Origin of the sequence: Cupriavidus sp. YR651, assembly GCF_900101625.1 — a bacterium.
In the GTDB taxonomy this organism is placed as follows: domain Bacteria; phylum Pseudomonadota; class Gammaproteobacteria; order Burkholderiales; family Burkholderiaceae; genus Cupriavidus.
In genome coordinates, this window is record NZ_FMYZ01000009.1 from 181,613 (window position 1) to 207,161 (window position 25,549).

At 67.0% G+C, this 25,549-nt stretch carries 25 protein-coding genes; 14 read left to right on the forward strand and 11 right to left on the reverse strand.

The window, feature by feature from the left end:
- Positions 1–82 precede the first annotated feature (82 nt).
- The 3 genes from BLR29_RS23150 (at position 83) to BLR29_RS23160 (ending at position 3,499) form a co-directional block, all read left to right on the forward strand.
- Complete coding sequence (locus BLR29_RS23150) at positions 83–994, forward strand: LysR family transcriptional regulator (protein ID WP_092139987.1); 912 nt, start codon at positions 83–85, stop codon at positions 992–994.
- A gap of 244 nt (positions 995–1,238) precedes the next feature.
- On the forward strand, positions 1,239–2,207 hold the full coding sequence (locus BLR29_RS23155; RefSeq protein ID WP_092139989.1) for a Bug family tripartite tricarboxylate transporter substrate binding protein: 969 nt from the start codon (positions 1,239–1,241) through the stop codon (positions 2,205–2,207).
- Positions 2,208–2,308: 101 nt separating this feature from the next.
- Positions 2,309–3,499, forward strand: a complete 1,191-nt coding sequence (locus tag BLR29_RS23160) for a GGDEF domain-containing protein (RefSeq protein ID WP_092139991.1) — start codon at positions 2,309–2,311, stop codon at positions 3,497–3,499.
- An 8-nt stretch (positions 3,500–3,507) separates the two neighbouring features.
- Here BLR29_RS23160 and alaC read toward each other — a convergent pair whose 3' ends face one another.
- The 4 genes from alaC to BLR29_RS23180 form a co-directional block, all read right to left on the reverse strand.
- A complete protein-coding gene (alaC, locus tag BLR29_RS23165) occupies positions 3,508–4,725 on the reverse strand; it encodes an alanine transaminase (RefSeq protein ID WP_092139993.1) in 1,218 nt (405 codons plus the stop codon).
- Positions 4,726–4,865: 140 nt separating this feature from the next.
- Positions 4,866–5,276, reverse strand: coding sequence for a hypothetical protein (locus BLR29_RS23170; RefSeq protein WP_176861038.1), 411 nt, complete (start codon positions 5,274–5,276; stop codon positions 4,866–4,868).
- Positions 5,277–5,394: 118 nt separating this feature from the next.
- A complete protein-coding gene (locus tag BLR29_RS23175; protein WP_092139995.1) occupies positions 5,395–6,207 on the reverse strand; it encodes a siderophore-interacting protein in 813 nt (270 codons plus the stop codon).
- Positions 6,208–6,372: 165 nt separating this feature from the next.
- Entirely contained in the window at positions 6,373–7,191 is an 819-nt protein-coding gene (locus BLR29_RS23180) for a PadR family transcriptional regulator (RefSeq protein ID WP_092139996.1), read from the reverse strand.
- 157 nt (positions 7,192–7,348) lie between these two features.
- On the opposite strand from BLR29_RS23180, the gene BLR29_RS23185 reads away from it, so the two are divergent.
- On the forward strand, positions 7,349–8,077 hold the full coding sequence (locus BLR29_RS23185) for an SDR family oxidoreductase (protein WP_092139998.1): 729 nt from the start codon (positions 7,349–7,351) through the stop codon (positions 8,075–8,077).
- 58 nt (positions 8,078–8,135) lie between these two features.
- Positions 8,136–8,729, forward strand: a complete 594-nt coding sequence (locus tag BLR29_RS23190; RefSeq protein WP_092140000.1) for a 2-hydroxychromene-2-carboxylate isomerase — start codon at positions 8,136–8,138, stop codon at positions 8,727–8,729.
- 154 nt (positions 8,730–8,883) lie between these two features.
- Here the strand turns inward: BLR29_RS23190 and BLR29_RS23195 are convergent, their stop codons facing one another.
- From BLR29_RS23195 to BLR29_RS23210, 4 genes are all read right to left on the reverse strand, one after another.
- The gene (locus BLR29_RS23195; protein ID WP_092140002.1) at positions 8,884–10,431 is read right to left on the reverse strand and encodes a methyl-accepting chemotaxis protein; all 1,548 of its coding nucleotides are present in this window, start codon (positions 10,429–10,431) and stop codon (positions 8,884–8,886) included.
- Positions 10,432–10,673: 242 nt separating this feature from the next.
- Positions 10,674–11,174: a DUF6644 family protein gene (locus BLR29_RS23200; protein ID WP_092140004.1), complete on the reverse strand. Its 501-nt coding sequence runs from the start codon at positions 11,172–11,174 to the stop codon at positions 10,674–10,676.
- A gap of 9 nt (positions 11,175–11,183) precedes the next feature.
- Entirely contained in the window at positions 11,184–11,588 is a 405-nt protein-coding gene (locus BLR29_RS23205; RefSeq protein ID WP_255371382.1) for a DUF6152 family protein, read from the reverse strand.
- A gap of 14 nt (positions 11,589–11,602) precedes the next feature.
- A complete protein-coding gene (locus BLR29_RS23210; RefSeq protein WP_092140006.1) occupies positions 11,603–12,961 on the reverse strand; it encodes a tetratricopeptide repeat protein in 1,359 nt (452 codons plus the stop codon).
- Positions 12,962–13,285: 324 nt separating this feature from the next.
- Between BLR29_RS23210 and BLR29_RS23215 the strand changes: the two genes are divergently transcribed.
- Positions 13,286–14,431 (forward strand): DSD1 family PLP-dependent enzyme, encoded by a 1,146-nt coding sequence (locus BLR29_RS23215; protein WP_092140008.1) that lies wholly within the window; start codon positions 13,286–13,288, stop codon positions 14,429–14,431.
- A gap of 167 nt (positions 14,432–14,598) precedes the next feature.
- On the opposite strand, the gene BLR29_RS23220 is transcribed toward BLR29_RS23215, so the two are convergent.
- The gene (locus tag BLR29_RS23220) at positions 14,599–15,084 is read right to left on the reverse strand and encodes a hypothetical protein (RefSeq protein WP_092140010.1); all 486 of its coding nucleotides are present in this window, start codon (positions 15,082–15,084) and stop codon (positions 14,599–14,601) included.
- Between the two features lie 468 nt (positions 15,085–15,552).
- On the opposite strand from BLR29_RS23220, the gene BLR29_RS23225 reads away from it, so the two are divergent.
- From BLR29_RS23225 to BLR29_RS23265, 8 genes are all read left to right on the forward strand, one after another.
- Positions 15,553–16,986 carry a cytochrome ubiquinol oxidase subunit I gene (locus tag BLR29_RS23225; RefSeq protein WP_092140012.1) on the forward strand — a complete coding sequence of 478 codons (1,434 nt, stop codon included), beginning with the start codon at positions 15,553–15,555 and terminating at the stop codon, positions 16,984–16,986.
- Between the two features lie 4 nt (positions 16,987–16,990).
- Entirely contained in the window at positions 16,991–17,998 is a 1,008-nt protein-coding gene (cydB, locus tag BLR29_RS23230; protein ID WP_092140014.1) for a cytochrome d ubiquinol oxidase subunit II, read from the forward strand.
- Positions 17,998–18,141 carry a DUF2474 domain-containing protein gene (locus BLR29_RS23235; protein WP_218132710.1) on the forward strand — a complete coding sequence of 48 codons (144 nt, stop codon included), beginning with the start codon at positions 17,998–18,000 and terminating at the stop codon, positions 18,139–18,141. Before cydB ends, BLR29_RS23235 begins: the two co-directional genes overlap by 1 nt.
- A 292-nt stretch (positions 18,142–18,433) precedes the next feature.
- On the forward strand, positions 18,434–18,601 hold the full coding sequence (locus tag BLR29_RS32545; RefSeq protein WP_176861039.1) for a hypothetical protein: 168 nt from the start codon (positions 18,434–18,436) through the stop codon (positions 18,599–18,601).
- 86 nt (positions 18,602–18,687) lie between these two features.
- The gene (locus BLR29_RS23245) at positions 18,688–20,835 is read left to right on the forward strand and encodes a phosphocholine-specific phospholipase C (protein WP_092140019.1); all 2,148 of its coding nucleotides are present in this window, start codon (positions 18,688–18,690) and stop codon (positions 20,833–20,835) included.
- A gap of 325 nt (positions 20,836–21,160) precedes the next feature.
- Positions 21,161–22,075 (forward strand): LysR substrate-binding domain-containing protein, encoded by a 915-nt coding sequence (locus BLR29_RS23255; RefSeq protein WP_092140021.1) that lies wholly within the window; start codon positions 21,161–21,163, stop codon positions 22,073–22,075.
- A gap of 63 nt (positions 22,076–22,138) precedes the next feature.
- Positions 22,139–23,170 carry a M14 family zinc carboxypeptidase gene (locus BLR29_RS23260; protein ID WP_092140023.1) on the forward strand — a complete coding sequence of 344 codons (1,032 nt, stop codon included), beginning with the start codon at positions 22,139–22,141 and terminating at the stop codon, positions 23,168–23,170.
- Positions 23,167–23,922 carry an alpha/beta fold hydrolase gene (locus tag BLR29_RS23265; RefSeq protein ID WP_092140025.1) on the forward strand — a complete coding sequence of 252 codons (756 nt, stop codon included), beginning with the start codon at positions 23,167–23,169 and terminating at the stop codon, positions 23,920–23,922. Before BLR29_RS23260 ends, BLR29_RS23265 begins: the two co-directional genes overlap by 4 nt.
- Before the next feature lie 57 nt (positions 23,923–23,979).
- Here BLR29_RS23265 and BLR29_RS23270 read toward each other — a convergent pair whose 3' ends face one another.
- Together BLR29_RS23270 and BLR29_RS23275 are read right to left on the reverse strand one after the other, a co-directional pair.
- A complete protein-coding gene (locus tag BLR29_RS23270) occupies positions 23,980–24,579 on the reverse strand; it encodes a TetR/AcrR family transcriptional regulator (RefSeq protein ID WP_092140027.1) in 600 nt (199 codons plus the stop codon).
- Between the two features lie 293 nt (positions 24,580–24,872).
- Entirely contained in the window at positions 24,873–25,424 is a 552-nt protein-coding gene (locus BLR29_RS23275) for a copper resistance protein CopQ (RefSeq protein WP_092140029.1), read from the reverse strand.
- Positions 25,425–25,549: the final 125 nt, after the last annotated feature.

Sequence of the window (25,549 nt, forward strand, 5' to 3'; positions counted from 1 at the left end):
AAAACCCGCGCCCCGCGCGGCCCCGTCGGCAATGCCTGCCGCCCAGCCCGTTTCGATTTGGAGAAAGCCTGCGCCCATGGACATGGACATTGCCTCGCTCGCCATCCTGATTGCCGCCGTCGAGGAAAAAAGCCTTTCGCGCGCGGCCGAACGCGAGAACCTGGTGACCTCGGCGGCCAGCAAGCGTATTGCGGAGCTGGAGCGGCGCGCCGGCACCGCGCTGCTGCGCCGGCATGGCCGCGGCGTGGAGCCCACGCCGGCCGGCGCCATGCTGTACCAGCGCGCCAAGGCCATCGTGCGCAGCGTGCAACTGGCGCAGGACGCGCTGGCGGCCTACTCCGCCGACGGCATCGCCAAGATCCGGCTGGCCTCCAATGCCTCGACGATCCTGCAGTTCCTGCCGACCGATATCAGCGGCTTCCTCAAGCACGCCCCCGAAGCCCGGATCGACCTGGTGGAAGCGTTCAGCTTCGATGTGCCGCGCCTGGTCTCCAACGGCGATGCCGACATCGGCATCTATCACGCCAAAAGCCCCAGCCCCGGCGTGCATTCGCTGCCATATCGCCAGGACCGCGTGGGGCTGGTGGTGCCGCGCGGGCATCCGCTGGAGGCCAAGGGCTCACTGCGGCTGGAGGAGGCGCTGGACTATGACTTCCTGGGCTACTTCGCCCGCCATACCTTCGATGCATTCCTGACGCTGGCGTCCGGCACGATCTCGCGGCCGCTGACGGTGAAGACGCAGGTTTCCAACTTCGAGGCGCGCTGCCGCATGGTGCGCGAGGGCCTGGGCATCGCCATGGTCCCCGAGGGCATTGCCAAGAACTATCTGTCGATGATGGGGCTGTCGCTGCTGACGCTGACCGATGCGTGGGCCGTGCGGGACTTCTACGTCTGCGTGCGGGACAGGGAAAGCCTGCCGGCCGGCGTGGCGCAACTGCTGGAATACCTGAGCCGCTGCGCGGCGATGGAGCAGCACTTCCAGAAGCCGAGGTAGGGTTTTGCCCCGGGTTGCCCTGGGGCTTCACTGTGGGGCCTTCGCCAAGGTTCATCGCAACGGGCTTTTCTACGGGATTTTCCCTACACGGGGCTGCGTTACGTTTCTTCATGACGCGCGCCATGAAGGCTGCGTTTCCCTTTGGTCAAAGCTGGGCCGGGTGGGCTTTCTAAGATGTGCTGGACGCGTGCGTTCTCATGGCGGGGCCGCACGAACGACGATAACGATCACATCGGAGACAGCCATGAACAAGATCCTGCGGCGCACGGCCGCCGGCCTGCTGCTTTGCTGCGCCGCAACGGCCGGCGCCCAGCAACCCTATCCCACCAAGCCAGTCCGCGTGGTGGTGGCGTTCACCGCGGGCGGCACGACCGATATCCTCGCGCGCGAAGTCGCCCAGCAGATCGGGCAAACATTCGGCCAGAGCGTGGTCGTGGAAAACCGCCCCGGCGCCGGCGGCAATATCGGCACGGATTTCGTCGGCCGCAGTGATCCCGATGGCTACACCCTGCTGGCCACTTCCGTCGGCCCCGTGGCCATCAACCCCACGCTCTACAGGAAGCTCAAGGTCAATCCGCAAACGGACCTGGCGGCCGTCGCCCCGATTGCGGACGTGCCGAACGTGCTGGTGGTGAATCCCAACCTGCCGGTCAAGACCGTGCAGGATCTGATCGCCTATGCCAAGGCCCATCCGAACACCCTGAATTTCAGCTCCACCGGCGTGGGGACGGCCGCGCATCTCTCCGGCGTGCTATTCAACGAGCGTACGGGCGTGCAGACGACCCATGTCCCCTACAAGGGGGCCGATGCGCTCAACGACCTGCTGGCGGGACGCGTGCAGTTCATGTTCGCGACGATTCCGTCGGTGATCTCGCATATCCGGGGCGGCAACCTGCGCGTGCTGGCTGTCACCTCGCGCAAGCGCTCGGCGGCGCTGCCCGATGCGCCGACGATGGCGGAAGCCGGCGTGCCCAACCTGGTCACCGGCGCGTGGTTCGGCCTGTTCGCGCCGAAGGGCACGCCCAAGGAGATCGTCGCCACGCTGAACAAGGCCGTCGGCGACGCGCTCGCCAAGCCGGAGGTGCGCGCCAAGATGTCCCAGCAAGGCGCAGAAGCCATGCAACTGGCCCCCGAGGCATTCAGCAAGTTCGTGGTGGTCGAATACCAGACGTGGAAGCCCGTGGTCATCAGTTCGGGCGCACGGATCGACTGACGCACAGCGCTTACCCCTCGCCAGCGGGGTCGGTATTCGTGACGGCGGGACGCGGACGGGGCCGTATCATTGCGGTTTCCTCACCACGGATGTCCCGCCGAATGTCGGCCCCGCACGCCCTGCTCATCATCACCGCGGCGCTCAGCGCCATGATGCTGGCCATCATCTGGTCGTTGCGCCGCAGCGACCTGCCCGGCGTCACCGACTGGTGCATGGCCAACCTGATCGTCACCGGCGCGCTGATCCTGTTCGCGCTGCGTGGCGTGATTCCCGATTTCCTTTCCGTAGTCGTCGCCAATGCCGCGCTGTGCCTGGCGCTGTGCGTCTTCTATGCGGGCACGGTGCGCTTCTGTGGCGGCAATCCGTCGTGGCGCCTGCTGGCTGGTGTTGTCGTCGCCACGACGATCGGTGTCGTGGCCTTGCGCTATGGCATCGACAGCTTTCAGGGCCGGGTGGTGGTTGTCTCCGTGCCGCACGCCAGCCTCTGTGCGCTGGTGGCCTGGACCCTCCTTCGCGCGCGATCACGCGGCAGGCCAAACAGCCACGCCATCACCACCGCGATGTTCGCGCTGAGTTTCGCCGTGGGCCACACCACGCGCGGCGTGCTGGCCGCGTGTTCCCTGATGGGCGACAGCCTGACCGCCGAAGGCATCAATACCGCGTTCCTGGCGCTCGGTGCGCTGGTCATGCCCGCGTTGTCGATGGGCGCCGTGCTGATGATCCACGACAGCCTGGTGCGCCGGCTGGAAGCCATCGCCAATACCGATGCGCTCACCGGCGTCATGTCACGCAAGGCCTATGAGGACGAGGCGCAGCGGGAGCTGACGCGCGCCCTGCGCGACGGGCGCGCGCCGGCGTTGCTGATCATCGATATCGACCGCTTCAAGAACGTCAACGATACGTGGGGCCATGCGGCCGGCGACACGGTGCTGCGGGCCTTTGCGCAGCTGGCTGCGGGCGAGATCCGCGCGAGCGACCGGCTGGCGCGGCTGGGTGGTGAGGAATTCGTGGTGCTGCTGCCCGCGACCAGCGAGGCGGAGGCACGGCAGGTGGCGGAACGCATCCGGCAGCGCGCGGAAGACAGTCCGGTGACGGCGGAATTCGGGACGGTGCGCTACACGATCAGCGGTGGCGTGGCGACGTGGCGGCCTGGCGAGTCACTGGCGCGGCTCTCGGCACGCGCCGATGCCGCGTTGTATCAGGCCAAGGTCTCGGGGAGGAACCGGATGGTCGGAGAGAGCGAACTGCCAGACGGCAGCCGCTCTACTCCGGAAGCGCTGGCGATGGCCTGAGCGCCGACTCAGGCCGCCGGCACCTTGACTAAGCCATCAGCCCGGAACATCGCCTTGATGCCCCGCACGGCCTGCCGGATGCGTGATTCGTTTTCGATCAGCGCAAACCGCACGTACTCGTCGCCGTAGTCGCCAAACCCGATGCCCGGCGAGACGGACACCTTGGCCTTGGCCAGCAACTGCTTGGCGAACTCCAGCGATCCCAGCGCGCGATACGGCTCGGGGATGCGCGCCCAGATGTACATCGACGCCTTCGGGATCTCCACGGGCCAGCCCGATTCGATCAGCCCCCTCGCCAGCACGTCGCGGCGCGACTGGTAGTGGGCGGCGATCTCCTTCACGCACTGCTGGTCGCCTTCCAGCGCGGCGATTGCCGCCACTTGCAGCGGCGTGAACGTGCCGTAGTCGTGATAGCTCTTGATTCGCGTCAGCGCGGCCACCAGGTCCGGATTGCCGACCATGAAGCCGATGCGCCAGCCCGCCATGTTGTAGCTCTTGGACAGCGTGAAGAACTCCACCGCGATGTCCTTGGCGCCGGGCACCTGCATGATCGACGGCGCCTTCCAGCCATCGAAGACGATGTCCGCATAGGCCAGGTCGTGCACCACGAAGATGTCGTGCTTGCGGGCCAGCGCGATCACGCGTTCGAAGAAATCCAGCTCCACGCACGCCGCCGTCGGGTTCGACGGAAAGCCCAGCACGATCATCTTCGGCTTGGGGTAGCTGCCGCGGATCGCACGTTCCAGCTCGGCAAAGAAGTCGATGCCGGGTGTCAGCGGCACCGAGCGGATATCCGCCCCGGCAATCACCGCGCCGTAGATGTGGATCGGGTAGCTCGGGTCCGGCACCAGCACCGTGTCCCCGCGATCCAGCGTGGCCAGCATCAGGTGCGCCAGCCCTTCCTTGGAGCCGATCGTGACGATGGCTTCCTTGTCCGGGTCGATCTCCACGTCGTAGCGCTCGCGATACCAGTGCGAGATCGCGCGACGCAGGCGCGGAATCCCCTTCGACGCCGAATAGCCGTGCGTATCGGGCCGCTGCGCGGCCTCGACGAGCTTGGCCACGATATGCGGCGGCGTGGCGCCATCCGGGTTGCCCATGCTCATGTCGACGATGTCCTCGCCACGGCGGCGGGCGGCCATCTTGAGCTCGGCGGTAATGTTGAAAACGTACGGGGGGAGACGATCGATGCGCGCAAAGCGGCGCTTGCCGGAGTCGGCAGTCATGGCGGGAGTCCTTTACGTAAGCGCCCGGAACCGTCCGAGCGACGTCGGCGGCCGTTGTCTCGGCCACCGGGAACTGATATTAGCCAGCGGCGCGCATTTGCACAACCGGCTTCTGCACCGTCGGCGTCGATGGCTGTCCGTTACAACAGTCCGCCGGGCATCCGGCTCGGACGAGCCGACTCCGGCGGAAGCTGATGCACGATGCAGTCGAGCGCCGCCGCGTTGGACTTGTCGCCGCCCATGGCACCGGCAATCGAGTCGCGGTACTGCTGCACGGAAATGCGCTTGTAGTAGAGCCGTGACGTCTGGTCCAGCCAGAACACGTAGTCGCTGTCGCTGTCGTTGCTGCCGCTGCGCAGCCAGTCGCCCACCTGGTGCGTGCCGAGCCGCGTGTTGGCGCACGTCTTCTGGACGGTGTCGAGATAGGCGTTGAAGCCCTTGGCCTCGACATTGCGGACCGCGTCCGGCGCGCAGGCGGCGAGTGGAAGTGCGAGAGGGATGGCGATGACCATCGCGACGAACGGCGGCAGGCTTGGGCGCGGCAGCGGCATGGCAAGGTCCCGTGGCGGTTGACGTGCTGGCTAGTGTAGCCGCCGAACGCCAACCCGTGGGCCGCCGCTCCTGTCGATTGCCACGATTGCCTCGATCGTCAGCGCGTCAGCCTGTCGGTCAGTCGTCGATGGTCTCGTGGACGGCGGCGTTGCCGTGCTTCCAGTACGCAGACGCGCGGATGCGCGTCTTGTCGATCCCACGCTCGGCCACCAGATGCTGGCGCACCGCACGCATCGCGGCTGCCTCGCCGGCGGCCCAGACATAACCCTCGCCTTCTGGCAGGTTCAGCCCGCGCACCGCAGGCACCAGCAGGCTGCCCTCGGCATTGTCTTCGCGATGCAGCCAGTGCACTTCGGCATGGGGTCCGGTGGCCAGCGGAACCTGCGCCGCGGCATCGGGCACCTCGGCCACCACGATCACACGGGCATCGGGGCCCAGTTCCTCCACGCGCCGGCCGATGGCCGGCAACGCGGTGTCATCGCCGATCAGCAGATGCCAGTCAAATTCGCGCGAGATCATGAACGACCCGCGCGGGCCGCCCACGCCCAGATACTGGCCGGCCCGGGCCTGCGCCGCCCAGGTGGACGCCGGGCCATCGCCATGCAGCACGAACTCGATATCGAGCTCCTGCGCGACGGGGTCGTGGCGGCGCGGCGTGTAGTCGCGCGCCTGCGGACGCGGCTGGCCTTCGGGGAACACGATGCCGTCGGGGCCGACTTGCGGCAGCACGGGCTTCTCCGCACCCGGCGCCGGGAAAAACACCTTCATATGGTCGTCGAAAGACCCGGAGACGAAGTCCGCCAGGTCTGCGCCGCCCAGGGTCACGCGCAACATCTGCGACGACACCCGCTGCGTGCGCAATACCTGCAGCAGGCGCATCTTGAGCGGATGACGGACGCGCTGGACGGTCAGGTCACGAGAAACAGTCATGGAATTCCTAGGAGAGAGGCCGCCGGCCGGCGCGGGCGGCAAGGACAGTCTGGAAAACAGGAGCGAAATGGCCGGCGTCATCGCTGTCCTTTTGTGGGCGTGTCAGCAGGCCTTGTCGATGCCTGCTGGCTTGTTGTCGCAATCGCAGTCCGATTCGGCGAGCGATCAGGTTCCCGATCCGTTGTCCGGCGGGTTGGCTGATGGGTTGGCTGATTTGCCGGCCGCCTCGATCTCGTCCGCCGCGCGGGCGAGGATCGCGGCGATGCGGCGCTGCTCGTCCGGCGACGCCTCGCTGCGCTGCGCCAGCACCTGCTTGAGCCGTACACGCGCCGCCACGAACTCCGGCAGCCAGCCGCCCTGCTCGGGCTCGCGCTGCGGGGTGCCGCTCATGGCACGGCGCATCCAGTCCATCTTGCGCGCCACGTGCTGGAGCTTGCCGACCATCATGTCCAGCCGCTCGCGGTGCTCGGCCAGATAGGCGCGCCCCGCGTCGGACAGGTGATAGCGCTTCTTGTTGCCTTCCGTGTCGACCGTGGCGTAGCCCAGGTCTTCCAGGAAAGTCAGTGCGGGATAGACCACGCCGGGGCTCGGCTTGTAGAAGCCGCCGGTGCGGGTCTCCAGCGCCTTGATCAGCTCGTAGCCGTGGGATGGCTTTTCGTCAAGCAGGGACAGCAGCAGCAACTGGAGATCGTCCGCGCTGAACTTGCGGCCACGGCGCCAGCCGTCCCCATCGAAGCCGTCCGAGCCATCCCAGTCGCCACCGCCGCCCTGCGACCAGAAGCCACCGCCGCGCCGGCCGATGGCGTGAATCCAGAAATGCGATGAGAAACGGGAGAAAGCGCGGGCGACATCGCGGACGTCGCCAAAGAAGGGATCGGCCCGCTCGTGATCGCGGCGCCGGTCATGGCCGCATCGCCCCGATTCGTGGTGATGGCCGTGCTGGCCGTGATGGTGGCCGTGGGAAGAACCGAACTGGTGTCGCATGGTGCACTCCGATATGTCGTAAGACGTATCGTAAGATATATATCGTACGATATAAAGTCAAGGAAACCTTGGCGGTCTGCGGTGCGTGTGCAGCGATGGAGTTCCTGTCACAATGCAAGTCACTTGGCCCACCCAACCCTGGCAGGAGGAGACCACCATGCCCGACAAGAAAGCCATCCTCGTAGTAGGCGCCGGCGACGCCACTGGCGGCGCCATTGCCCGACGTTTCGCACGCGAGGGCTACGTCGCCTGCGTGACGCGTCGCAGCGCCGACAAGCTCGCGCCGCTGGTCGACCAGATCCGCGCCGAGGGCGGCGAGGCGCACGCGTTCGGCTGCGACGCGCGCAAGGAGGAAGAAACCGTCGCGCTGATCGAACGCATCGAGCGCGAGATCGGGCCGCTGGAGGTAGCGGTGTTCAACATCGGCGCCAACGTGAATTTTCCGATTCTGGAAACCACGTCGCGCGTCTACTTCAAGGTGTGGGAAATGGCGTGCTTCGGCGGCTTCCTGATGGGCCGCGAGGCTGCGCGCGTGATGGTGCCGCGCCAGCGCGGCTCGATCTTCTTCACGGGCGCCACGGCCAGCACGCGCGGACGCGAAGGCATGTCCGCGTTTTCCGGCGCCAAGCACGCGCTGCGCGCCCTGGCGCAGAGCATGGCGCGCGAACTGGGCCCCAGGAATATCCACGTGGCGCACCTGATCATCGATGCCGCCATCGACACCGCGTTTATCCGCGACACCTTCCCGGAACGCTACGCGACCAAGGCGCAGGACGGCATCGTCAATCCGGAACATATCGCCGACACCTACTGGATGCTCCACCAGCAGCCGCGCGACGCCTGGACGCACGAGCTGGATATCCGGCCGTGGATGGAGCGCTGGTAACCGTCCCCGCCAACCCAACCGATTTCCACACACGACACGCCCCCAACGGAGACATGCAATGAGCAAGCAGGTGGAATTCTTCTTCGACTTCGGCAGCCCCTACTCCTACCTCGCCTACAAGGAACTCCCCCGCGTGGCGGCGCGCACCGGCGCCACCATCGTCTGGCGGCCCATGTTGCTGGGTGGCGTGTTCAAGGCCACTGGCAACCACAGCCCGGCGGAGATCCCCGCCAAGAGCGAATGGTCAAATTCGGATACGGCGCGCTGGGCCCGGCGCTACGACGTGCCGTTCCGGCAGAACCCGTTCTTCCCGATCAACACGCTGGCGCTGATGCGCGGCGCGATCGGCTACCAGCGCAAGGGCGAGGCCGACTTTCACCGCTATGTGGACGCGGTATTCAGTGCGATGTGGGAACAGGGCAAGAACCTCAACGACCCGAACGAGATCGGCAAGGTTCTGGTCGGCGCCGGGCTGGACCCGCGCGAAGCGATGGCCATGCTCGACGACCCCGAGGTCAAGGGCGAGCTGAAACGCGTGACGGAGGCCGCCGTGGCGCGCGGCATCTTCGGCGCGCCGAGCTTCATCGTCGATGGGGAACTGTTCTGGGGCAACGACCGCCTGCTGTTCGTGGAGGAAATGCTGGCGGCGTAAGCCCGTCCGCCCCGTCGCGTGGCGGGGATGGACGGCTGAGGAAGGAAGACGCCCGCATCGCCCGTACATCGGGCGGCGGGCATCCAGCCTGGTGGGGATTCGCCTTCGCGGACGGCGCGAAGGCGTTCAGCGAATGATCGACGCGCTGCGACCGTCAGGCCGCCAGGCGGAACGTGGTGACCGCGGCGGCAAGCTGGTTGGCCTGCGACTCCAGCGAATCGGCCGCGGCGGCGGCCTGCTCCACGAGCGCCGCGTTTTGCTGGTTCACCTGCTCCATCTGCGACACCGCCTCGCTGACCTGGACGATGCCACCGGACTGCTCCTGCGACGCCGCCGAGATCTCGTTGACCGTCGCGGCCAGGCGCTTCACTGCATCGACGATCTCTTCGATGGTGCTGCCGGCCTGCTCCACCTGCGCGCTGCCCGCGTCCACCTTGCCCACCGACGAGTCGATCAGCGTCTTGATTTCCTTGGCTGCCCCGGCGCTGCGCTGGGCCAGCGCCCGCACTTCACCAGCCACCACCGCAAAGCCACGGCCCTGCTCGCCCGCACGCGCCGCTTCCACGGCGGCGTTCAGCGCCAGGATATTGGTCTGGAAGGCGATGCCGTCGATGACGCCGATGATATCGACGACCTTCTGCGAGCTGGCGTTGATTTCGCTCATCGTATGCACCACGCCGCGCACCACGTCGCCGCCGCGCGTCGCCAGGTCGGCGGCATTGCGGGCCAGCTCGCTGGCGCGGGCGGCGCTCTCCGCATTGTTGCCCACGGTGGACGTCAGTTGCTCCATGCTGGCAGCGGTCTGCTCCAGCGCGGACGATTGCTCCTCCGTGCGCGACGACAGATCAGTATTGCCGGCGGCGATCTCGCGCGCACCGATCGTCACGGCATCGGACCCGGCGCGGACTTTCATCACGGTCTGGGTCAGGCCGGCCTGCATGCGCGACAACGCGCCCAGCAGCTGGCCGATCTCGTTCTTGCCGGCCGGCGGCACCTCGATGGTCAGGTCGCCGTCCGCCACGCGCATGATCAGGCCGCAGGCCTGGTTCAGCGGCGCCACCACCAGGCGACGCAGCGCCAGATGCACCACCACGATCAGCAGCACGGACGCCGACAGGCCGACGATCACCAGCACCACCACGCGGCTGAGGCGGCTGCGATCGTCGTGGATCTCCTGCTCGTTGAGCTGGCTCGCCAGCGCCTGGAACCGTTCCACGCCGACCGTATACTTGGCGCCGGACGACGTGATGTCCTTGTCGTTGATCGCCGCGTAACCGGCCGGATCATTGTTGCGCAGCGCGTTCAGCGCGCGCTGCACGGCGTCCATATGGGCGCGGCCCGCGCTGACGATCTCCTCGCGCGTGGAGCCGTCCTGGCCGGGAAAGGCGGGGGCCTTCTCGAAGGCATCGAGTTCCCCGGTCGACTTCCCGATCGATTTCTCCGCGCTGCCGATCGCGTCCGTATTGACGCCGCCGCCTTCCTTGGCGGAGCTGTAGGCACGGGTCAGCGCCGAGCGCGCGCGGGTCATGTCCTTGTACGCGTCATTGAGCAGCAAGGCGCGCTGGGCGATCAGGTGGATGCGCTCGGCGGATGCACTCGATGCGTGCAACTGGCTGACGCCCAACGCGGCGCCAAAGACGATCATTAGTCCGAAGACCACCAGGGTGGCCAGCAGGCCATGGCGGATGCTTATGTTGTTCATGAGGGGGGCTCAACTCGATCAGGTCCAGTTCAGTCTTATCGACGGCCCGCCAACAACCTTGAGCATCGTTGCACGCAATTTGCGTTACATCAAATTCAGGGCTCAAGGCGAGAACATGTGTGGACACTGGCGCCCGATTCCGCATGTCTGCCAGCCAGGCCCTGTCGCCCGAATCACGAACGCCCGGAATCATCGAAAACCCCAGAACCCTCCCGGATGTGCGGACGCCCGGACGCAGGCGCTCAGACGTAGGCGATCAGCCGGCCCGCGCAGATCACCAGTGACCACGTCAGCAGCGACAACACGGCGCACGTGCGCGCGCCGGCCGGCGGCGGCCGGTCGGTCTCCCATCCGGCATCGCCGGCATGTAGCTGCCGGTAGGGACCCATGTGGAACCATGCGGCATTGGCCAGCCCCAACACGATCAGCAACAGCTTGACCAGGAAGGCCCGGTTGACGATGAGCTCGTCGGCATGTGCCATGAACAGCAACGCGCCGCTGGCCAGGATCGCCAGGAAGCCGGCCACCGACGCCGGCAGCGCGTGGCGCAGCAGCGTGGTCACGGGCAATTGCCGCCCCAGTCCCGCCAGCCGGAGATCGACCACGACGATGGACCCGAACAGCAACGCCATGCCGGCCAGGTGCACGATCTCCAGCAACGGGTAGGCCCATGCGGACGCCCGCAGCGCCACGGACAGCGGGAGCGCCGCGAGCTGGGCGCCCCATGCGCTCAGTTGCTCCATGCCGGACGCCTAGCGGAGCTCGACCGTCTGGCCGCCGTCAAGCGTGATCCGTTCCACCCGCATTTCACCGGCTTTTTCCTTGCTGGCGTAGCCGATCATGGTGACCTGCTTGCCCACCGCCACTTTCTCCGCCGTGGCGCCGCGCGACTCCATGCGCGACACCGGCGCCAGCACGGCCAGCCACTCCTTGCCCTGCGCGTTCACGCGGATCATCGCGTGCGGGTTCTCGTAGCGGGACTCCACCACTTTGCCGGTCACCGTCAACGGCTTGGTCTCGTCGTAGGTGGACCAGCCATGATGGGCGATGGCGGGCAGACTGGCTGCCACCAGCGCGGCGCTGCCGGCCAGCAACAGCGTGGCACGGGTCAGTTGCCGGAAGGTTTTCCGCGTGGTTGGGTGCGTGGGTTGTCGCATCGGCGTATCTCCAGTCAGTGGGTAACGGATCGGACTACGGATCGGCTATCGCGGGCCCGACGCGCCAGCGCGCCCAGGCTCGGATTCGTGGGATTCATCGGTTTCGCCGCGGTGCGTTCCGCGACCAGGGCTTCGGCCAGGCTGGCGCGGCCACCCCGCAGCGCGGCTTCGATCAGCGTCAGATTGAAGACGTCGCGCTGCGCATGGCTGCCGCCAAAGCGATGGGCGATCAGGCGCACCGGCATCAGCAGGTCGATCGTGGTGCCGTAGTCGCCCCGCTCGAAGGCGATCAACGCGTCGGCCACGGGCACGCCGACGTCGCGCGTCATCATCGCGTTGGTGCCGCTGCCCAGCGCCGCGCCCGCCATGGCCGCGCGGATCTCCACGACGTCGGCCGTGCGGCCCGCGCCCAGGCACGCCATGATCGCGTGGACGTCGTTGAACGCGTAATAACCGGCCGCGCCGCGCGCGTGCCAGTCCTCGGCCACGTCGATCCAGCGATTGCCGACGTCCACGCCGCGCAGATGCAGGCGCCACAGCAGCGCGGCGGCGTCGATGAGATCGAGCGCGATGGCCGGGGCCGGCCGCTTCACGTGATCGTCAAAGAGCCTCAGCACATCGTCGTAGCGCTCCTCCTCCATCAGGAACAATGCAAGATGCCACCAGTTGTGGACGGCCAGCATGTTGTCCTCGGCCCAGTCGGCGGTGCGCGCCTGCAGCCAGTCGATCCCGGTTTCGAGCCGCCCCTGCATCTCCATCACATGGGCCACGGCATGGATCGCCCACGGATCGCGCGGGTTCAGCGCCACGGCTTCGCGCCCGCGCGCCTCGGCGTCTTCGTAGCGGTTCATCTCCTCCAGGCCAAAGGCGTGCATGCCCAGCAGGTAGCCATAGCCCGGCAGGTCCCGGTCCCAGTGGGGCAGCACCTGCGCGATGCGGTCGCGCAGCATGGACGACTGGCCCAGCAGGAAATCGCCGAGGTGGGCGACCTGGATCGCCAGGATGTCACGCGGATAGTCGATGGCGATGTCGCCATAGGCCTGGACGGCTTGCGCGAACCGGCCGTCCAGCCAGGCGCGTGCCGCGGCAATATGGCGACGCTCGCGTTCATTGGGCCCGGTGCGGATGGATTCGCCGGCCTCCACGCTCTGGCGCAGCATCGCCTCGGCGGTGCCATCGCCCGACGTGACCATCAGGCCCGCGCGCAGCGCATGGCCCATCGCGAAATCGGGATCGTCGATCAGCGCCGCATCGATGGCGCCTAGCGGATCGCCGTAATACCCGTGCAATAGCGTCAGCGCCGTCTCGAAGCGCGCGATCGATTGCGGATTGCTCGTGGAGACTTGCAAGCCTCTTGCGTCCACCTGTGTCATGGCGCCACCCCTTGTTTGCCGGACCGGACATCCAACCACCATCCTAGTTGAGAACGGATGCAGCGCAAGGCGGGGCGTCCCTGAGTACCGGGGTGCCGGAGGGGGCCTATTGGTGCATCGCGGGTGCGTCGTTGGCGCATCGTTGGCGCCGCAGTGAGACGCCGGCGCCGCGCGTGCTACGCTGTCGCTCGCGCCGGTTCCGCGCCGATTCCGCACTCCGAATCGTTCGCAACGGATCGTTCAAGCCGGAACCCGCGCCCTGATTCATGTGCCCGGCTCTCGCCCCATTCTTCTGCACCCCATCTCCACCCGATGCCAACTACCATGCCCATCGCCTTCGATCTCCCGCCCGCCGCCCGGCCCGGCCAGCCCGCCGACGCCATCGATACGCCCTCGCTGGTGCTGGATCTGGACGTTTTCGCGCGCAACGTGGAGCGCATGCAGGCGGCCGCCGATCAGGCCGGTGTGCACCTGCGCCCCCATGCCAAGGCCCACAAGTGCCCCGACATCGCGCTGGCACAGGTGGCGCGGGGCGCCGTTGGCATTTGCTGCCAGAAGGTCAGCGAGGCCGTGCCGTTCGTGCGCGCCGGCATCCGCGACATCCACATCAGCAATGAAATCGCCGGCCCGGCCAAGGCGGCGCTGCTGGCAACGCTGGCCCGGCACGCGCGACTGAGTGTCTGCGTGGACGATGCCTCGCAGGTGGACGCGCTGGCCGCGGCCACGCAGGCCGCCGGCACTACGCTCGATGTGTTCGTGGAGATCGACGTCGGCCAGAACCGCTGTGGCGTGCCCGATGCCGATGCGGCGCTGAAACTGGTGGAGCGCATCGCCGCCCACGCGACGCTCCGGCTGCGGGGGCTGCAGGCCTACCACGGCGGCATCCAGCATTTGCGCGACTGGGCCGGACGGCGCGAGGCGGCCGCGCAGGCTGCTGGCCGCACGGGCGCCGTGCTGACGCAACTGGAAGCGGCCGGGGTTCGCTGCGAGGTGGTCACCGGTGGTGGCAGCGGCAGCGTGGAGTTCGACCTGGGCAGCGGCGTGTACACCGAGATCCAGCCGGGCTCTTATGTCTTCATGGATGCGGACTACGGCAGCAATGCGTATACCGGCGCGCTGCGCTTCGAGCACAGCCTGTTTATCGCCACCACGGTGATGAGCGTGGCTGCGGGCGATCGCGTGGTGCTGGATGCCGGGCTGAAGTCGATGGCCGTGGATTCCGGGCTGCCCTGGGTCTGGGCCGATGGCGCCGCGTCGCAGACGCTGGACTATGTGGCCGCCAACGACGAGCACGGCATCGTCAGGCCCCGGACGGCGAGCCCGAGTGACCTGCCGGCACTGGGCAGCCGCGTGATGCTGGTGCCCGGCCACTGCGATCCCACACTCAATCTGTACGACGAGATCGTGGGCATCCGCGCGGGCGTGGTGGAAAGCGTGTGGCCGATTGCGGCACGTGGGCTGAGCCGGTAGAAGTCCGGCGGCGAGGCGCCGGGAATCGGGTGCTGCGGGTCTGATGCCGGGGATCTGGCCCGGTGAATCGGGGGCTGTGAATCCAGCGCCGAAGCCGGATCGCAGAGGCTGGGAGGTCTGGAGGCTGGGAGGTTTGGGGGTTCGGGCGCCGACGCCGGCACCCGGGCTCAGGCGAGTTGCGCGGCCACGTCGTTGAGGTCGGCCGTGCGCCATTCGGTGCCGGTCCACGCCTCGAAGCGCAGATCGGCCAGCGGAATGCCGGACATGGTGCCCAGCCAGTCCGTCGGCGCCGCGCCGCAGCGCAGGCCGCTGGCCACCATCGTCATGGCCTCGGGCACATCGATATCGGCCACGCGCGTGATCGTCGGCCAGGGCAGCAGCCGGATGTCATTGGCCGACAGGCCAAACCGGTACAACCCAAAGCGCGCATGCAGCCCCGAGCGCGACAGCGTGTGACGTGCCTCGCTCAGGCCGTCGTCCTTGCTGGCCGATGGGTCCCATTGCTGGTTACGCGAAAACCAGAGGATCTCCTGTTCACCCCCCCGGTTGGGCCAGACGTGTGCCGCCGCAGGCACAAGCCGGCCGGACTGCGCGATGGCGCCCAGCGGCGTGCCAACGGTGTAATGCCAGACATAACGTGATTCGGTGTTCATGTTGCAACTCCTGCAAGCGCCTACCGCTTCCAGATTGGTGGCGGGAAGCCTCCGCCACAAGCAAGGTCATGCGGTATTGCGACTGCAACAAAAATGGCAACAGCGGCACATGCTCCGGCCCGCTTTTACCGATTCGTCCTGCTGGCCAAAGCTGGCGCGGCTTCCCGGAAAACATTGAGCAGATGCGGCGCAATTCATGATTCGCAAGCTGGAGGGAAACGTCTAAAACCATAGCACACGGATTGGTGCATCGCAGCACATTCGCGCAAACTGATCCGGTTTTTTCATCGCATGTTGATGCTGTTATTCCCGGGTAGCCTGCCCTAGCATGGCAACTGGTTCTTCCACAGGAGATCCGTTGTGCAGCCGGGAGCACCCTCGCTCCTTGCGCACCCCGGCATGTGCACTACGCTTGACGTGGGTGCCGTGCAGGCGATGCGCGATGGCCCGCGCTCCGGAGGACATCACATGCCAGGCTTCACCGCGCTCGACCTCGCCCGCTTCCAGTTCGGCTTCACCATCTCGTTCCACATCATCTTTCCGGCCATCACCATCGGCATGGCCTCGTACCTGGCCGTGCTGGAAGGCTGCTGGCTGCGCACGCGCAATCCGGTCTATCGCGATCTCTACCACTTCTGGTCCAAGATCTTCGCGGTCAACTTCGGCATGGGCGTGGTGTCCGGGCTGGTCATGGCGTACCAGTTCGGCACCAACTGGAGCTTCTTCTCCGAATTCGCGGGCAGCATCACCGGCCCGTTGCTGACCTACGAGGTGCTGACCGCGTTCTTCCTGGAGGCCGGTTTCCTGGGCGTGATGCTGTTCGGCTGGAACAAGGTGGGCCCCGCGCTGCACTTTGTCTCGACGCTGATGGTGGCGCTGGGCACGCTGATCTCCGCCACGTGGATCCTGGCGTCCAACAGCTGGATGCAGACGCCGCAAGGCTTCGAGATCGTCAATGGCCGCGTGGTCCCCACGGACTGGATCGCCGTGATCTTCAACCCGTCGTTCCCCTACCGGCTGGCCCATATGAGCGTGGCCGCCTTCCTGGCCACCGCGCTGTTCGTCGGCGCCTCCGCCGCCTGGCACCTGCTGCGCGGCCGCGACAACGCGGCCATCCGCAAGATGTTGTCGATGGCGATGTGGATGCTGCTGATCGTCGCGCCCATCCAGGCGGTGATCGGCGACATGCACGGGCTGAACACGCTGGAACACCAGCCTGCCAAGATCGCGGCGCTGGAAGGACATTGGGAGAACACGGGCAACGAACCGCTGCCGCTGCTGCTGTTCGGCTGGCCCGACATGCAGCGCGAGGAAACCCGCTTCGCCGTGGAGATCCCCCGGCTTGGCAGCCTGATCCTGACGCACACCCTGGACGGGCAGATTCCCGGGCTCAAGGAATTCCCGCCGGAGGATCGTCCTAACGCCACCATCCTGTTCTGGAGCTTTCGCGTGATGGTCGGACTGGGCCTGCTGATGATCGCGCTGGGCGCCTGGAGCCTTCTGCTCCGGCGTGGCGAGGCGCTGTTCCGCTCCCGCGCATTCCTGCGCATGGCGCTGTGGATGGGGCCGACCGGACTGATTGCGCTGCTGGCGGGCTGGTTCACCACCGAGATCGGGCGCCAGCCGTGGGTGGTCTATGGCCTGATGCGCACCGCCGATGCGGTCACGCCGCACGGCGTGCCGGAGATGACGTTCACCGTGGCGCTGTTCGTGGTCTCGTATGTGTTCGTGTTCGGCGTGGGTATCGCCTACATGCTGCGGCTGGTGCGCAAGGGTCCGCAGGAGCATGAGGGCGATCCGCCCGAAGGCGTCACGGAGCCGCCACCGGACCACAAGCCCGCGCGACCGCTGTCCGCCATCGACGACGATGTGCGCCCCGCCACCGCACGCACCGGGAGCTGACATCATGGGTATCGATCTTTCGCTCCTCTGGGTCCTCATCATCTTCTTCGGCGTGATGATGTATGTGGTGATGGATGGCTTCGACCTCGGCATCGGCATGCTGTTCGCCTTCGTGCCCGATCGCCATGACCGCGACGTGATGATGAACACCGTGGCGCCGGTCTGGGACGGCAACGAGACGTGGCTCGTGCTCGGCGGCGCGGGGCTGCTGGCCGCCTTCCCGCTCGCTTATTCGGTGGTGCTGTCCGCGCTGTACCTGCCGCTGGTGCTGATGCTGCTGGGCCTGATCTTCCGCGGCGTGGCGTTCGAGTTCCGCTTCAAGGCCAACGACCGCGAGCGGCCGGTGTGGGATCTGTCGTTCATTGTCGGATCGCTCGTCGCCGCGTTCTTCCAGGGCGTGGCACTGGGCGCCTATATCGACGGCATCCCCGTCGAGCGCGGCATGTACACGGGCGGCCCGCTTGACTGGGTGGCGCCGTTCCCGCTGTTCTGCGGTGTGGGGGTCGTGGTGGCTTACTCGGTGCTGGGCAGCACGTGGCTGATCATGAAGACGGAGGGCCCGCTGCATGACCGCATGAAGCACGTGACCAGCCGTCTGGCGTGGGTGTTACTGGCGGTCATCGGTGCGATCAGCCTGTGGACGCCGCTGACGCATCCGGCCATCGCCGAACGGTGGTTCCAGTTGCCAAACCTGATCTGGTTCTCGCCGGTGCCGCTGCTGGTGGCCATCTGCATGGCGATGCTGATGCGCGCGCTGCGTCGCGATGCGCACGTCACGCCGTTCCTGTATGCGCTGGGGCTGGTGTTCCTGGGCTACAGCGGGCTGGCGATCAGCGTATGGCCCAACATCGTGCCGCCCCATATCTCGATCTGGGACGCCGCGGCGCCGCCGCAGAGCCAGGGCTTCGCACTGGTCGGCGCGCTGTTCATCATCCCGTTCATCCTGATGTACACGGTCTGGGCCTACTACGTGTTCCGTGGCAAGGTCCGGCACGGCGAGGGCTATCACTGATGCAGATGACGCCGCGACACGTGCCGCGCTGGCTGCGCCGGCTGGGCTGGCTGGTGCTGATCTGGGCCGGCAGCGTGGTCGCGCTGGGCGTGGCGGCGTGGGTGCTGCGCGGGGTGATGCAGCTGGCGGGCATGCACCGCTAGGCGCGCCGCCAGCGCCCCTCGGCGCCGCGCTTTCCCGCGCTCATCCCCCGGGCCACCTCCCGGGGCACCTTCCAGGCCATCTTCCGGGCCACCTCCCGGCCATCTCCCCGGCCAGGTCCCGGGCCATCTCCGACAATGGCCCGCAAATTGGCGAATGTCGCCATCAGGATTCTTTGCCCTGATGTCACTGCGCCGACAAGCCCCATCCGTACTCTGCGGAGCACATCGCGGTCAGCGCGATATGCCACGGGACGCATGACGCGTCCACTCCTCCTCCGCAAGAGAGACGAACATGATCCACGCAATCCGCACCATTGCCCGCACCCGCCCCCTGGGCGCGCTGGCCGCCCTACTGTTGTGCGCGGCACTGACCGCCTGCGGCGGTGACGACGACAGCAGCAAGCCACCCGCCGGCGATCCGGGCAACACGCCCAAGCCGCAAATGAAGTGCGCGCCCTGAGCCCGCCCTCCGACCACCGATCCGATCGCCGATCCGACCGTCATCCCGCACGTCCTCCTCACAAGAACACTCAGGGCAGCCCAGACATGAACTCCAGTAGCCGACGCAATTTCCTGAAGATGGCTGGCGGCAGCGCCGCCGCCACCGCGGCACTTGCCGCCTTCCCGCCGGCCATTCGCCGCGCGCTGGCCATTCCGGCCAACAACGTCACCAAGTCCATTCGCGACGTCCAGTACGTGGTGATCCTGATGCAGGAAAACCGCTCGTTCGATAACTACTTCGGCACGCTCAAGGGCGTGCGCGGCTTTGGCGATCGCTTCCCGATCCCGCTGCCGGGCGGCCGCACCGTTTTCCAGCAGACCTACGCCAGCGGCAACACCAATCGCGTGGTGCTGCCCTATCACCTCGACAGCAAGGCCGGCAACGCGCAGCGCGTCAGCGGCACCCCGCACAGCCAGCCCGATGCGCAGGCCGCCTGGGATCTCGGCCGCATGAGCGCATGGCCGACGGCCAAGAAAACGCAGTCGATGGGCTACTACACGGAGCAGGAAGTCGGCTTCCAGTTCGCGCTGGCCAACGCCTTCACGCTCTGCGACGCCTATCACTGCAGCTTCCACGGCGGCACCAACACCAACCGGCTGTATCACTGGACCGGCACCAACGATCCGTTCGGCCAGAAGGGCGGCCCCGTGATCGACAACAGCGGCGATTCGCTCGACGCCACCGGCATCAACTACACGTGGACCACTTACCCGGAGCGCCTGCAGACCGCCGGCGTGAGCTGGAAGGTCTACCAGAACATGCCGGACAACTTCACCGACAACCCGCTGGCCGGCTTTGCGCAATATCGCGCCGCCAATGCGGCGGCAGGCAACGCCATCGACGGCGCGCCCTACACCGCCTACACGCCGGCTGCCGACGCGGCCAATCCGTTGTTCAAGGGGATCGCCAACACCATGCCGGACGGCGGCTTCCTGCAGTCGCTGCGCGACGATATCGCGGCAGGCACGCTGCCGCAGGTCTCGTGGGTGGTGGCGCCGGCCACGTACTCGGAGCACCCGGGGCCGTCAAGCCCGGTGCAAGGCGCGTGGTACACGCAGCAGGTGCTGGACGCGCTGACGGCCAACCCCGATGTCTGGAGCAAGACCGTCCTGCTGATCAACTTCGACGAGAACGACGGCTTCTTCGACCACATGCCGCCGCCGTGCGCGCCGGCGCTGGACGCCGCCGGCAATCCGGTCGGCGCCACCACGATGGATGCCAAGGCGGAGTACTACAGCGTCGATCACACGCCATTCGGCCCGGGGCCGCGCGTGCCGATGTACGTGGTCTCGCCGTGGAGCCGCGGCGGCTGGGTGAACTCGCAGGTGTTCGACCACACGTCCGTGCTGCGCTTCCTGGAGGCGCGCTTCGGCGTGGCGGAGACCAATATCAGTCCCTATCGCCGCGCGGTCATGGGCGACCTGATGACCGCGTTCGACTTCGTCAACCCGAATGGCAATGCGGCCCTGTCCTTCACGCCGCTGCTGAAGACCGACGCCGACAGCCAGCGCGCCGCGCAGGACGCGCTGACGCAAATCCCGACGCCGTCCGTCGCCACGCAAGCCATGCCGAAACAGGCCGCCGGCACGCGTCCCTCGCGCGCGCTGCCCTACACGCTGCATACCAGCGGCCTGGAAGACCCGGTCAATCGCACGATGTGGCTCAAGTTCAAGAACGATGGCGCGCAAGCCGCCGTGTTCCACGTCTACGACCGCCTGCACCTGGGCGATGTGCCGCGCCGGTATGCGCTGGAATCCGGCAAGGAGATCGACGCGAAGTGGGATGTGTTTGCCACGGACAATGGCCGGTATGACCTGTGGGTGCTGGGGCCGAACGGCTTCCACCGCGCTTTCGTCGGCGACGTCAGTGCACAGAAGGCGGCCGGCGGCGGCGCGGCGCCCGAGATCCGCGTGTGCTACGACGAGGCCAACGCGCAAGTCTGGCTGACGCTCATCAATCGCGGCACGGCCACCTGCACGTTCACCGTCACCCCCAACGCCTACCGCCCGGACGGCCCGTGGACGTTCGAGGTGCCGGCGGGCAAGGAGCTGGACCAGCACTGGCCGGTCGGCTCGCAGGGCAACTGGTACGACTTCACGGTCACCACGCAGCAAGGCGGCTTTGTGCGGCGCTTTGCGGGCCGGCTGGAGAACGGCACGCACACGATCTCCGATCCGGCGATGGGCGTTTGAGAGGTCGCTTCAAAAAGATCCTGGCGTCGTTGCGCGGCCTTGCCGTACGACTTGTACTGTCTGCGGCCGCACCCTTGCAGGGCGCGCATACGCCAGCAGGCGCATGCCGCTACGCAGGCGGATCGCGTGCGATCCGAAGCCCCTGCTTCGCCCTAGCCAGGACCGCTTCGCTTCATTTTGAAGCAACCTCCGCGGCGTCAAGCGCCTTTGCGGGGCGCGCCCTGCTCTCGACTCGGGAGCGGGGCGCGCGTTTCGTCTGGGGTCGTCACGCTGTCACATTCATGCGCTAGCCTCGCCGGTCGTCCTGCTTCCTGAATGAGACCCCATGCTTGGCGACTTGCTGATGACCTTCTACGAAGTCGCGCGCCAGGGCAGCATCACCACCGCCGCGCGGCAATTGCGAGTGAGCCAGCCCACGGTCACGGGCCGCATCCGGCAGCTCGAGGACCTCTATGGCGTGGAGTTGTTTCATCGCCGCGCCAGCCGCGTCGACCTCAGCGACGTGGGCGTCGCGCTGATGCCGCTGGCCGAGCAGATGATGCGGCAGGAAAGCAATGCCGACTTCCTGCTGCGCAATGCCGGCAACCTGGGCTTTGGCAGCCTGCGCATCGGCGCGACCGGCCCCTACTACATCCTGCGCAGCGTGGCCGCCTTCCGGCAGCGGTATCCGGCCATCGACGTCAGCATCGAGGTGGGCAATTCCCGGCAGATGCTTGACGCGCTGTTCGAATACCGCATCGACGCCGCGGTGTCATCGCACGCCGTCGACGATGCGCGGCTGGCCAGCGTGACGCTGGCTGCCGACCCGATGGTGCTGGTGGTCCATCCTGTGCATCCGCTCGCGCGGCGTCCGCGCGTGGAAGTGGCGGAACTGGCCACATGCCACCTGCTGGTACGCGAACAGGGCTCGATGACGCGCGAGGCGACCGAAGCCGCACTGGCCACCGTCGGCGCGGAACTGCCGGCACACACCGTCATCGGCAGCCGCGAGGCGATCTGCGAGGCGATCCGGCACAACCTGGGCGCCAGCGTGATGCCGGTGGGCGAGGTGCCGCGCGATCCCGCGCTCAGCGTGGTGCCGTTTGCCAGCCACGCGCCCGTCATCCATGAATACCTGTATTGCCTCCGCAGCCGGCGCGAGACCCGCCTGCTGGTGGCGCTGCTCGACTGCCTGGTGTTGCCCGGCAGCGCCGCCGATCGCCGTTGCGAGGCACCGCCGCCAGCGCCTATATTGAACTGAGTCGAACTGCGTTGAACTGAATCCCCTGCCGCCTTCCCTCCCCCTCCTCAGCGACCCTCGCCGATGACCGCCCCGGGCCATCCCAGCTTTCCCGAGTACGACCAGTTGCTGGCGCTGCTGGAACTGGGCGCCCCGTGGTTCCAGACCCGCGTGGCCTGCGAGGTGGCCGTGCAGGGTCGCATGTTCGGCGTGCATGTCGCCAGCCTCGGCACGCAGGCGCCGGACGCGCCCGCCATCGGCATCTTTGGCGGCATTCACGGACTCGAGCGTATCGGGACGCAACTGGTGCTGGACTACATGCGCTCCGTGCTATGCCGCCTGCAATGGGACGAACTGCTTCATCGCGAACTGCAGACCGTGCGGCTGGTTTTCATGCCGATCGTCAATCCGGGCGGCATGTACGGGGCCACGCGCGCCAATCCGAATGGCGTGGACCTGATGCGCAACGCGCCCCAGAACGCCGATGCCGCGGTGCCGTTCCTGGCCGGCGGACAGCGCATCGGCGCATGGCTGCCGTGGTATCGCGGCCGGGCCGGGGCACCGATGGAGCCGGAAAGCGCGGCCCTGCTGCGCGTGGTCGAACAGGAATTGCTGGGCCGGCCGCTCAGCTTCGCAGTGGACTGCCATTCGGGCTACGGCTGGCGCGACAGCATCTGGTTTCCGTACGCGCGCACGCACACGCCGATGGCACACCTGCCGGAGATGTACCTGCTCAAGACGATGTTCGAGCAGGCACACCCGCATCACGGCTATGCCTTCGAGCCACAAAGCCACCAGTACCTGCTGCACGGCGATCTCTGGGACTTTGCCTATGACCGCGCGCCGCCGGGCAGCCTGTTCCTGCCGATGACGCTGGAGCTGGGATCATGGCTCTGGATCAAGAAGAATCCGCGGCAATTGTTCTCGCGCGCCGGCATCTTCAACCCGATCAAGGCGCACCGCACGGCACGCGTGCTGCGCCGGCATGTCAGCCTGTTCGATTTTCTCGGGCGCATCGCCTTCGCGCCGGAGCGATGGCTGCCGCATGGCGAGCGTCGCCAGCAACTGCTGGCACAGGCCCGCGCGCACTGGCAGAACAGCAAGCCCGCACCATGAGCCCGTGGATCTTCCTGCGCGGGCTGACCCGCGAATCCAGGCACTGGGGGAGCCTGCCGGCCGTGTGGGAATCGCGTGGACTGGGGCACCCGGTGTTGATCGACTTGCCGGGCAACGGCACGGCGCGCGATGCGCCGGTGCCTGCCGATGTACGCGGGATGGTGGAAGCGGTGCGCGATGCCAATGCGGGCGTGGGCGTGGGCGCGCCCTGCCGTGTCCTGGCGATGTCACTGGGGGCGATGGTGGCGACCGACTGGGCACAAGCGTATCCGTCGGAAGTCGCCGCACTGGTGCTGATCAACACGAGCATGCGCCCGTTCAGCACGGTAACGGAGCGGCTGCGGCCGCAGAACTGGGCGGCGATCCTCGGCATGGCCAATCACTGGCATGACCGCGCGCGCTGCGAGCGCACGGTGCACCGCCTGACCTGCGAGCGAATGGATACGCGCGATGCGGACCTCGCGGAGTGGGTCCATATCGGCCAGAGCGCTCCGGTTACGCGGGCGGCGGCGGCACGGCAACTGCTGGCTGCGGCGCGCTATCGCGCCAGCGCGAAGCCACCCGCGTGCCCGACGCTGATCCTGTCGTCCGATGCCGACCAACTGGTCAACCCGGCCTGTTCGGCACGACTGGCGGCCGCGTGGCAGGCGCGCCACCTGCGACATCCATGGGCCGGCCACGATCTGCCGCACGATGACGAGGCCTGGCTATGTGACGCCGTTGCCAGCCAGCTGAACGGGACGTCCCAATGAAAAAAAGCCGCCGGATGGGGTCAACCATCCGGCGGCTTTTCTTCAAGGCGAATTCGATCAGGCGTGGGCTTCGAGCAGCGCGGCAGCCCGCTTGTTGCACAGCGCGCCGAGCAGCGTTTCCGCCGCGGCTTCCAGCCGTTCCTGCGTGCCGAACAGGCGCGCGGCAATCAGCCCGTTCTGCAACGCGCCGTAAAGCACCTGCGCCAGCATCTCGGGCGGCACCGGGTACGGCGTATCGCGTTCCTTCTGGCCACGCTCAAGCAGCTTGGCCAGCCAGGCTTCATTGATCCGATAGAAATCCTTCAGCACCTTGTGCACGGGCTCGGGCAGGCACAGGACTTCCGTCGACAGCATGCCGGCCAGGCAGATCTGGTCCGATCCACAGGTCGCGCGAATCGGGTCGAGATACTGCTTCGCCTGCTCCAGCACCGGCAATGCCGGATCGATACCGCTCAGGCGCGCCGAGATCCGCGCGCTGTATTCCTTCACCGCTTCCAGGACCAGGTCGTCCTTGGACGGGAAGTAATAGTGAATGCTGGAGGTCTTGACGCCCACCAGCTCGGCCAGGTCGCGATAGCTGAAACCGTTGAAACCACGACGGCGGATCAGTACCAGCGTGTGTTCGAGCAGTTGCTCGCGGACAGGTTGCGTTTTCATGTGGGGCAGTTTATCTACGTGAAGATAGATACTCAACCGGGGATTTTCCCGGAGTCAATGCCTGGCCTCAAAGTGCCAGTGTCTGCACCACAAGAGTGACGGCGGAACCACTGGCGAGGCAGATTGCCATCCATCCGCCCAGAATCAGGGCGTCGTGACCAATCGTCTTCATATTAGTGCTCCCCGGAAAAAGCAGGCCGGAGCCCTTGTGAGGCCCCGCCTGCCGTGCTGCATGGATCATCGCTGCGATTCGCCGCGTCCGGCGGCGAATCCGCTTCCGTTAATTCGCCAACTCAGGCCAGCGCGCCGTCGGTGAAGACATCGAACTGGCGGGCACCGTCGTAGAACGGGTTGCGCGGGGCATTGCCACGGGCGCCGTCCAGATACGGATCAACCTTGCGGGCCGGGCTGGCCGATACGCCTACGCGATCCAGGCCGGCGACGAAACGTGCGCCGTCGGTGTACGGGTCAGCCGTGCGGGCACCGTCCGTATAGCCATCGCGGTTCGTCACGCGGGCGCCATCCAGGTACGGGTCAGCGCTGCGGGCCGGGGTGGCCGATACGCCAGTGCGATCCAGACCGGCGACGATGCGGGCGCCATCGGTGTAGGGGTCGGTCTTGCCGACACGGGCACCATCGGTGAAGGGGCTACGTTGGTCGTTCACGCGGGCACCGTCGGTGAAGGTGCTGCGGGCGTCGTTCACGCGGGCGCCATCGGTGAAGGTGCTGCGGGCATCGGTCACACGGTAGGTGTAGCCGTAGGCTTCGCCGGTTGCGGCTTGGGCGGCGCCGGTCACGAAGGCGGCGGCGAGGGCGGCGGCGGTCAGGATGGTCTTGGCGTTCATGATGGTGCTCCTTGCGGTGGGCTGGCGATCTCGTTGTGTGTGGATCGCACGGCCGGTGTTTGCTGCGTTTTCAGGGGTCTTTGTTTTCGTCTTCCGCTGCTGCTATCTACTGCTAGGTAGAGAGC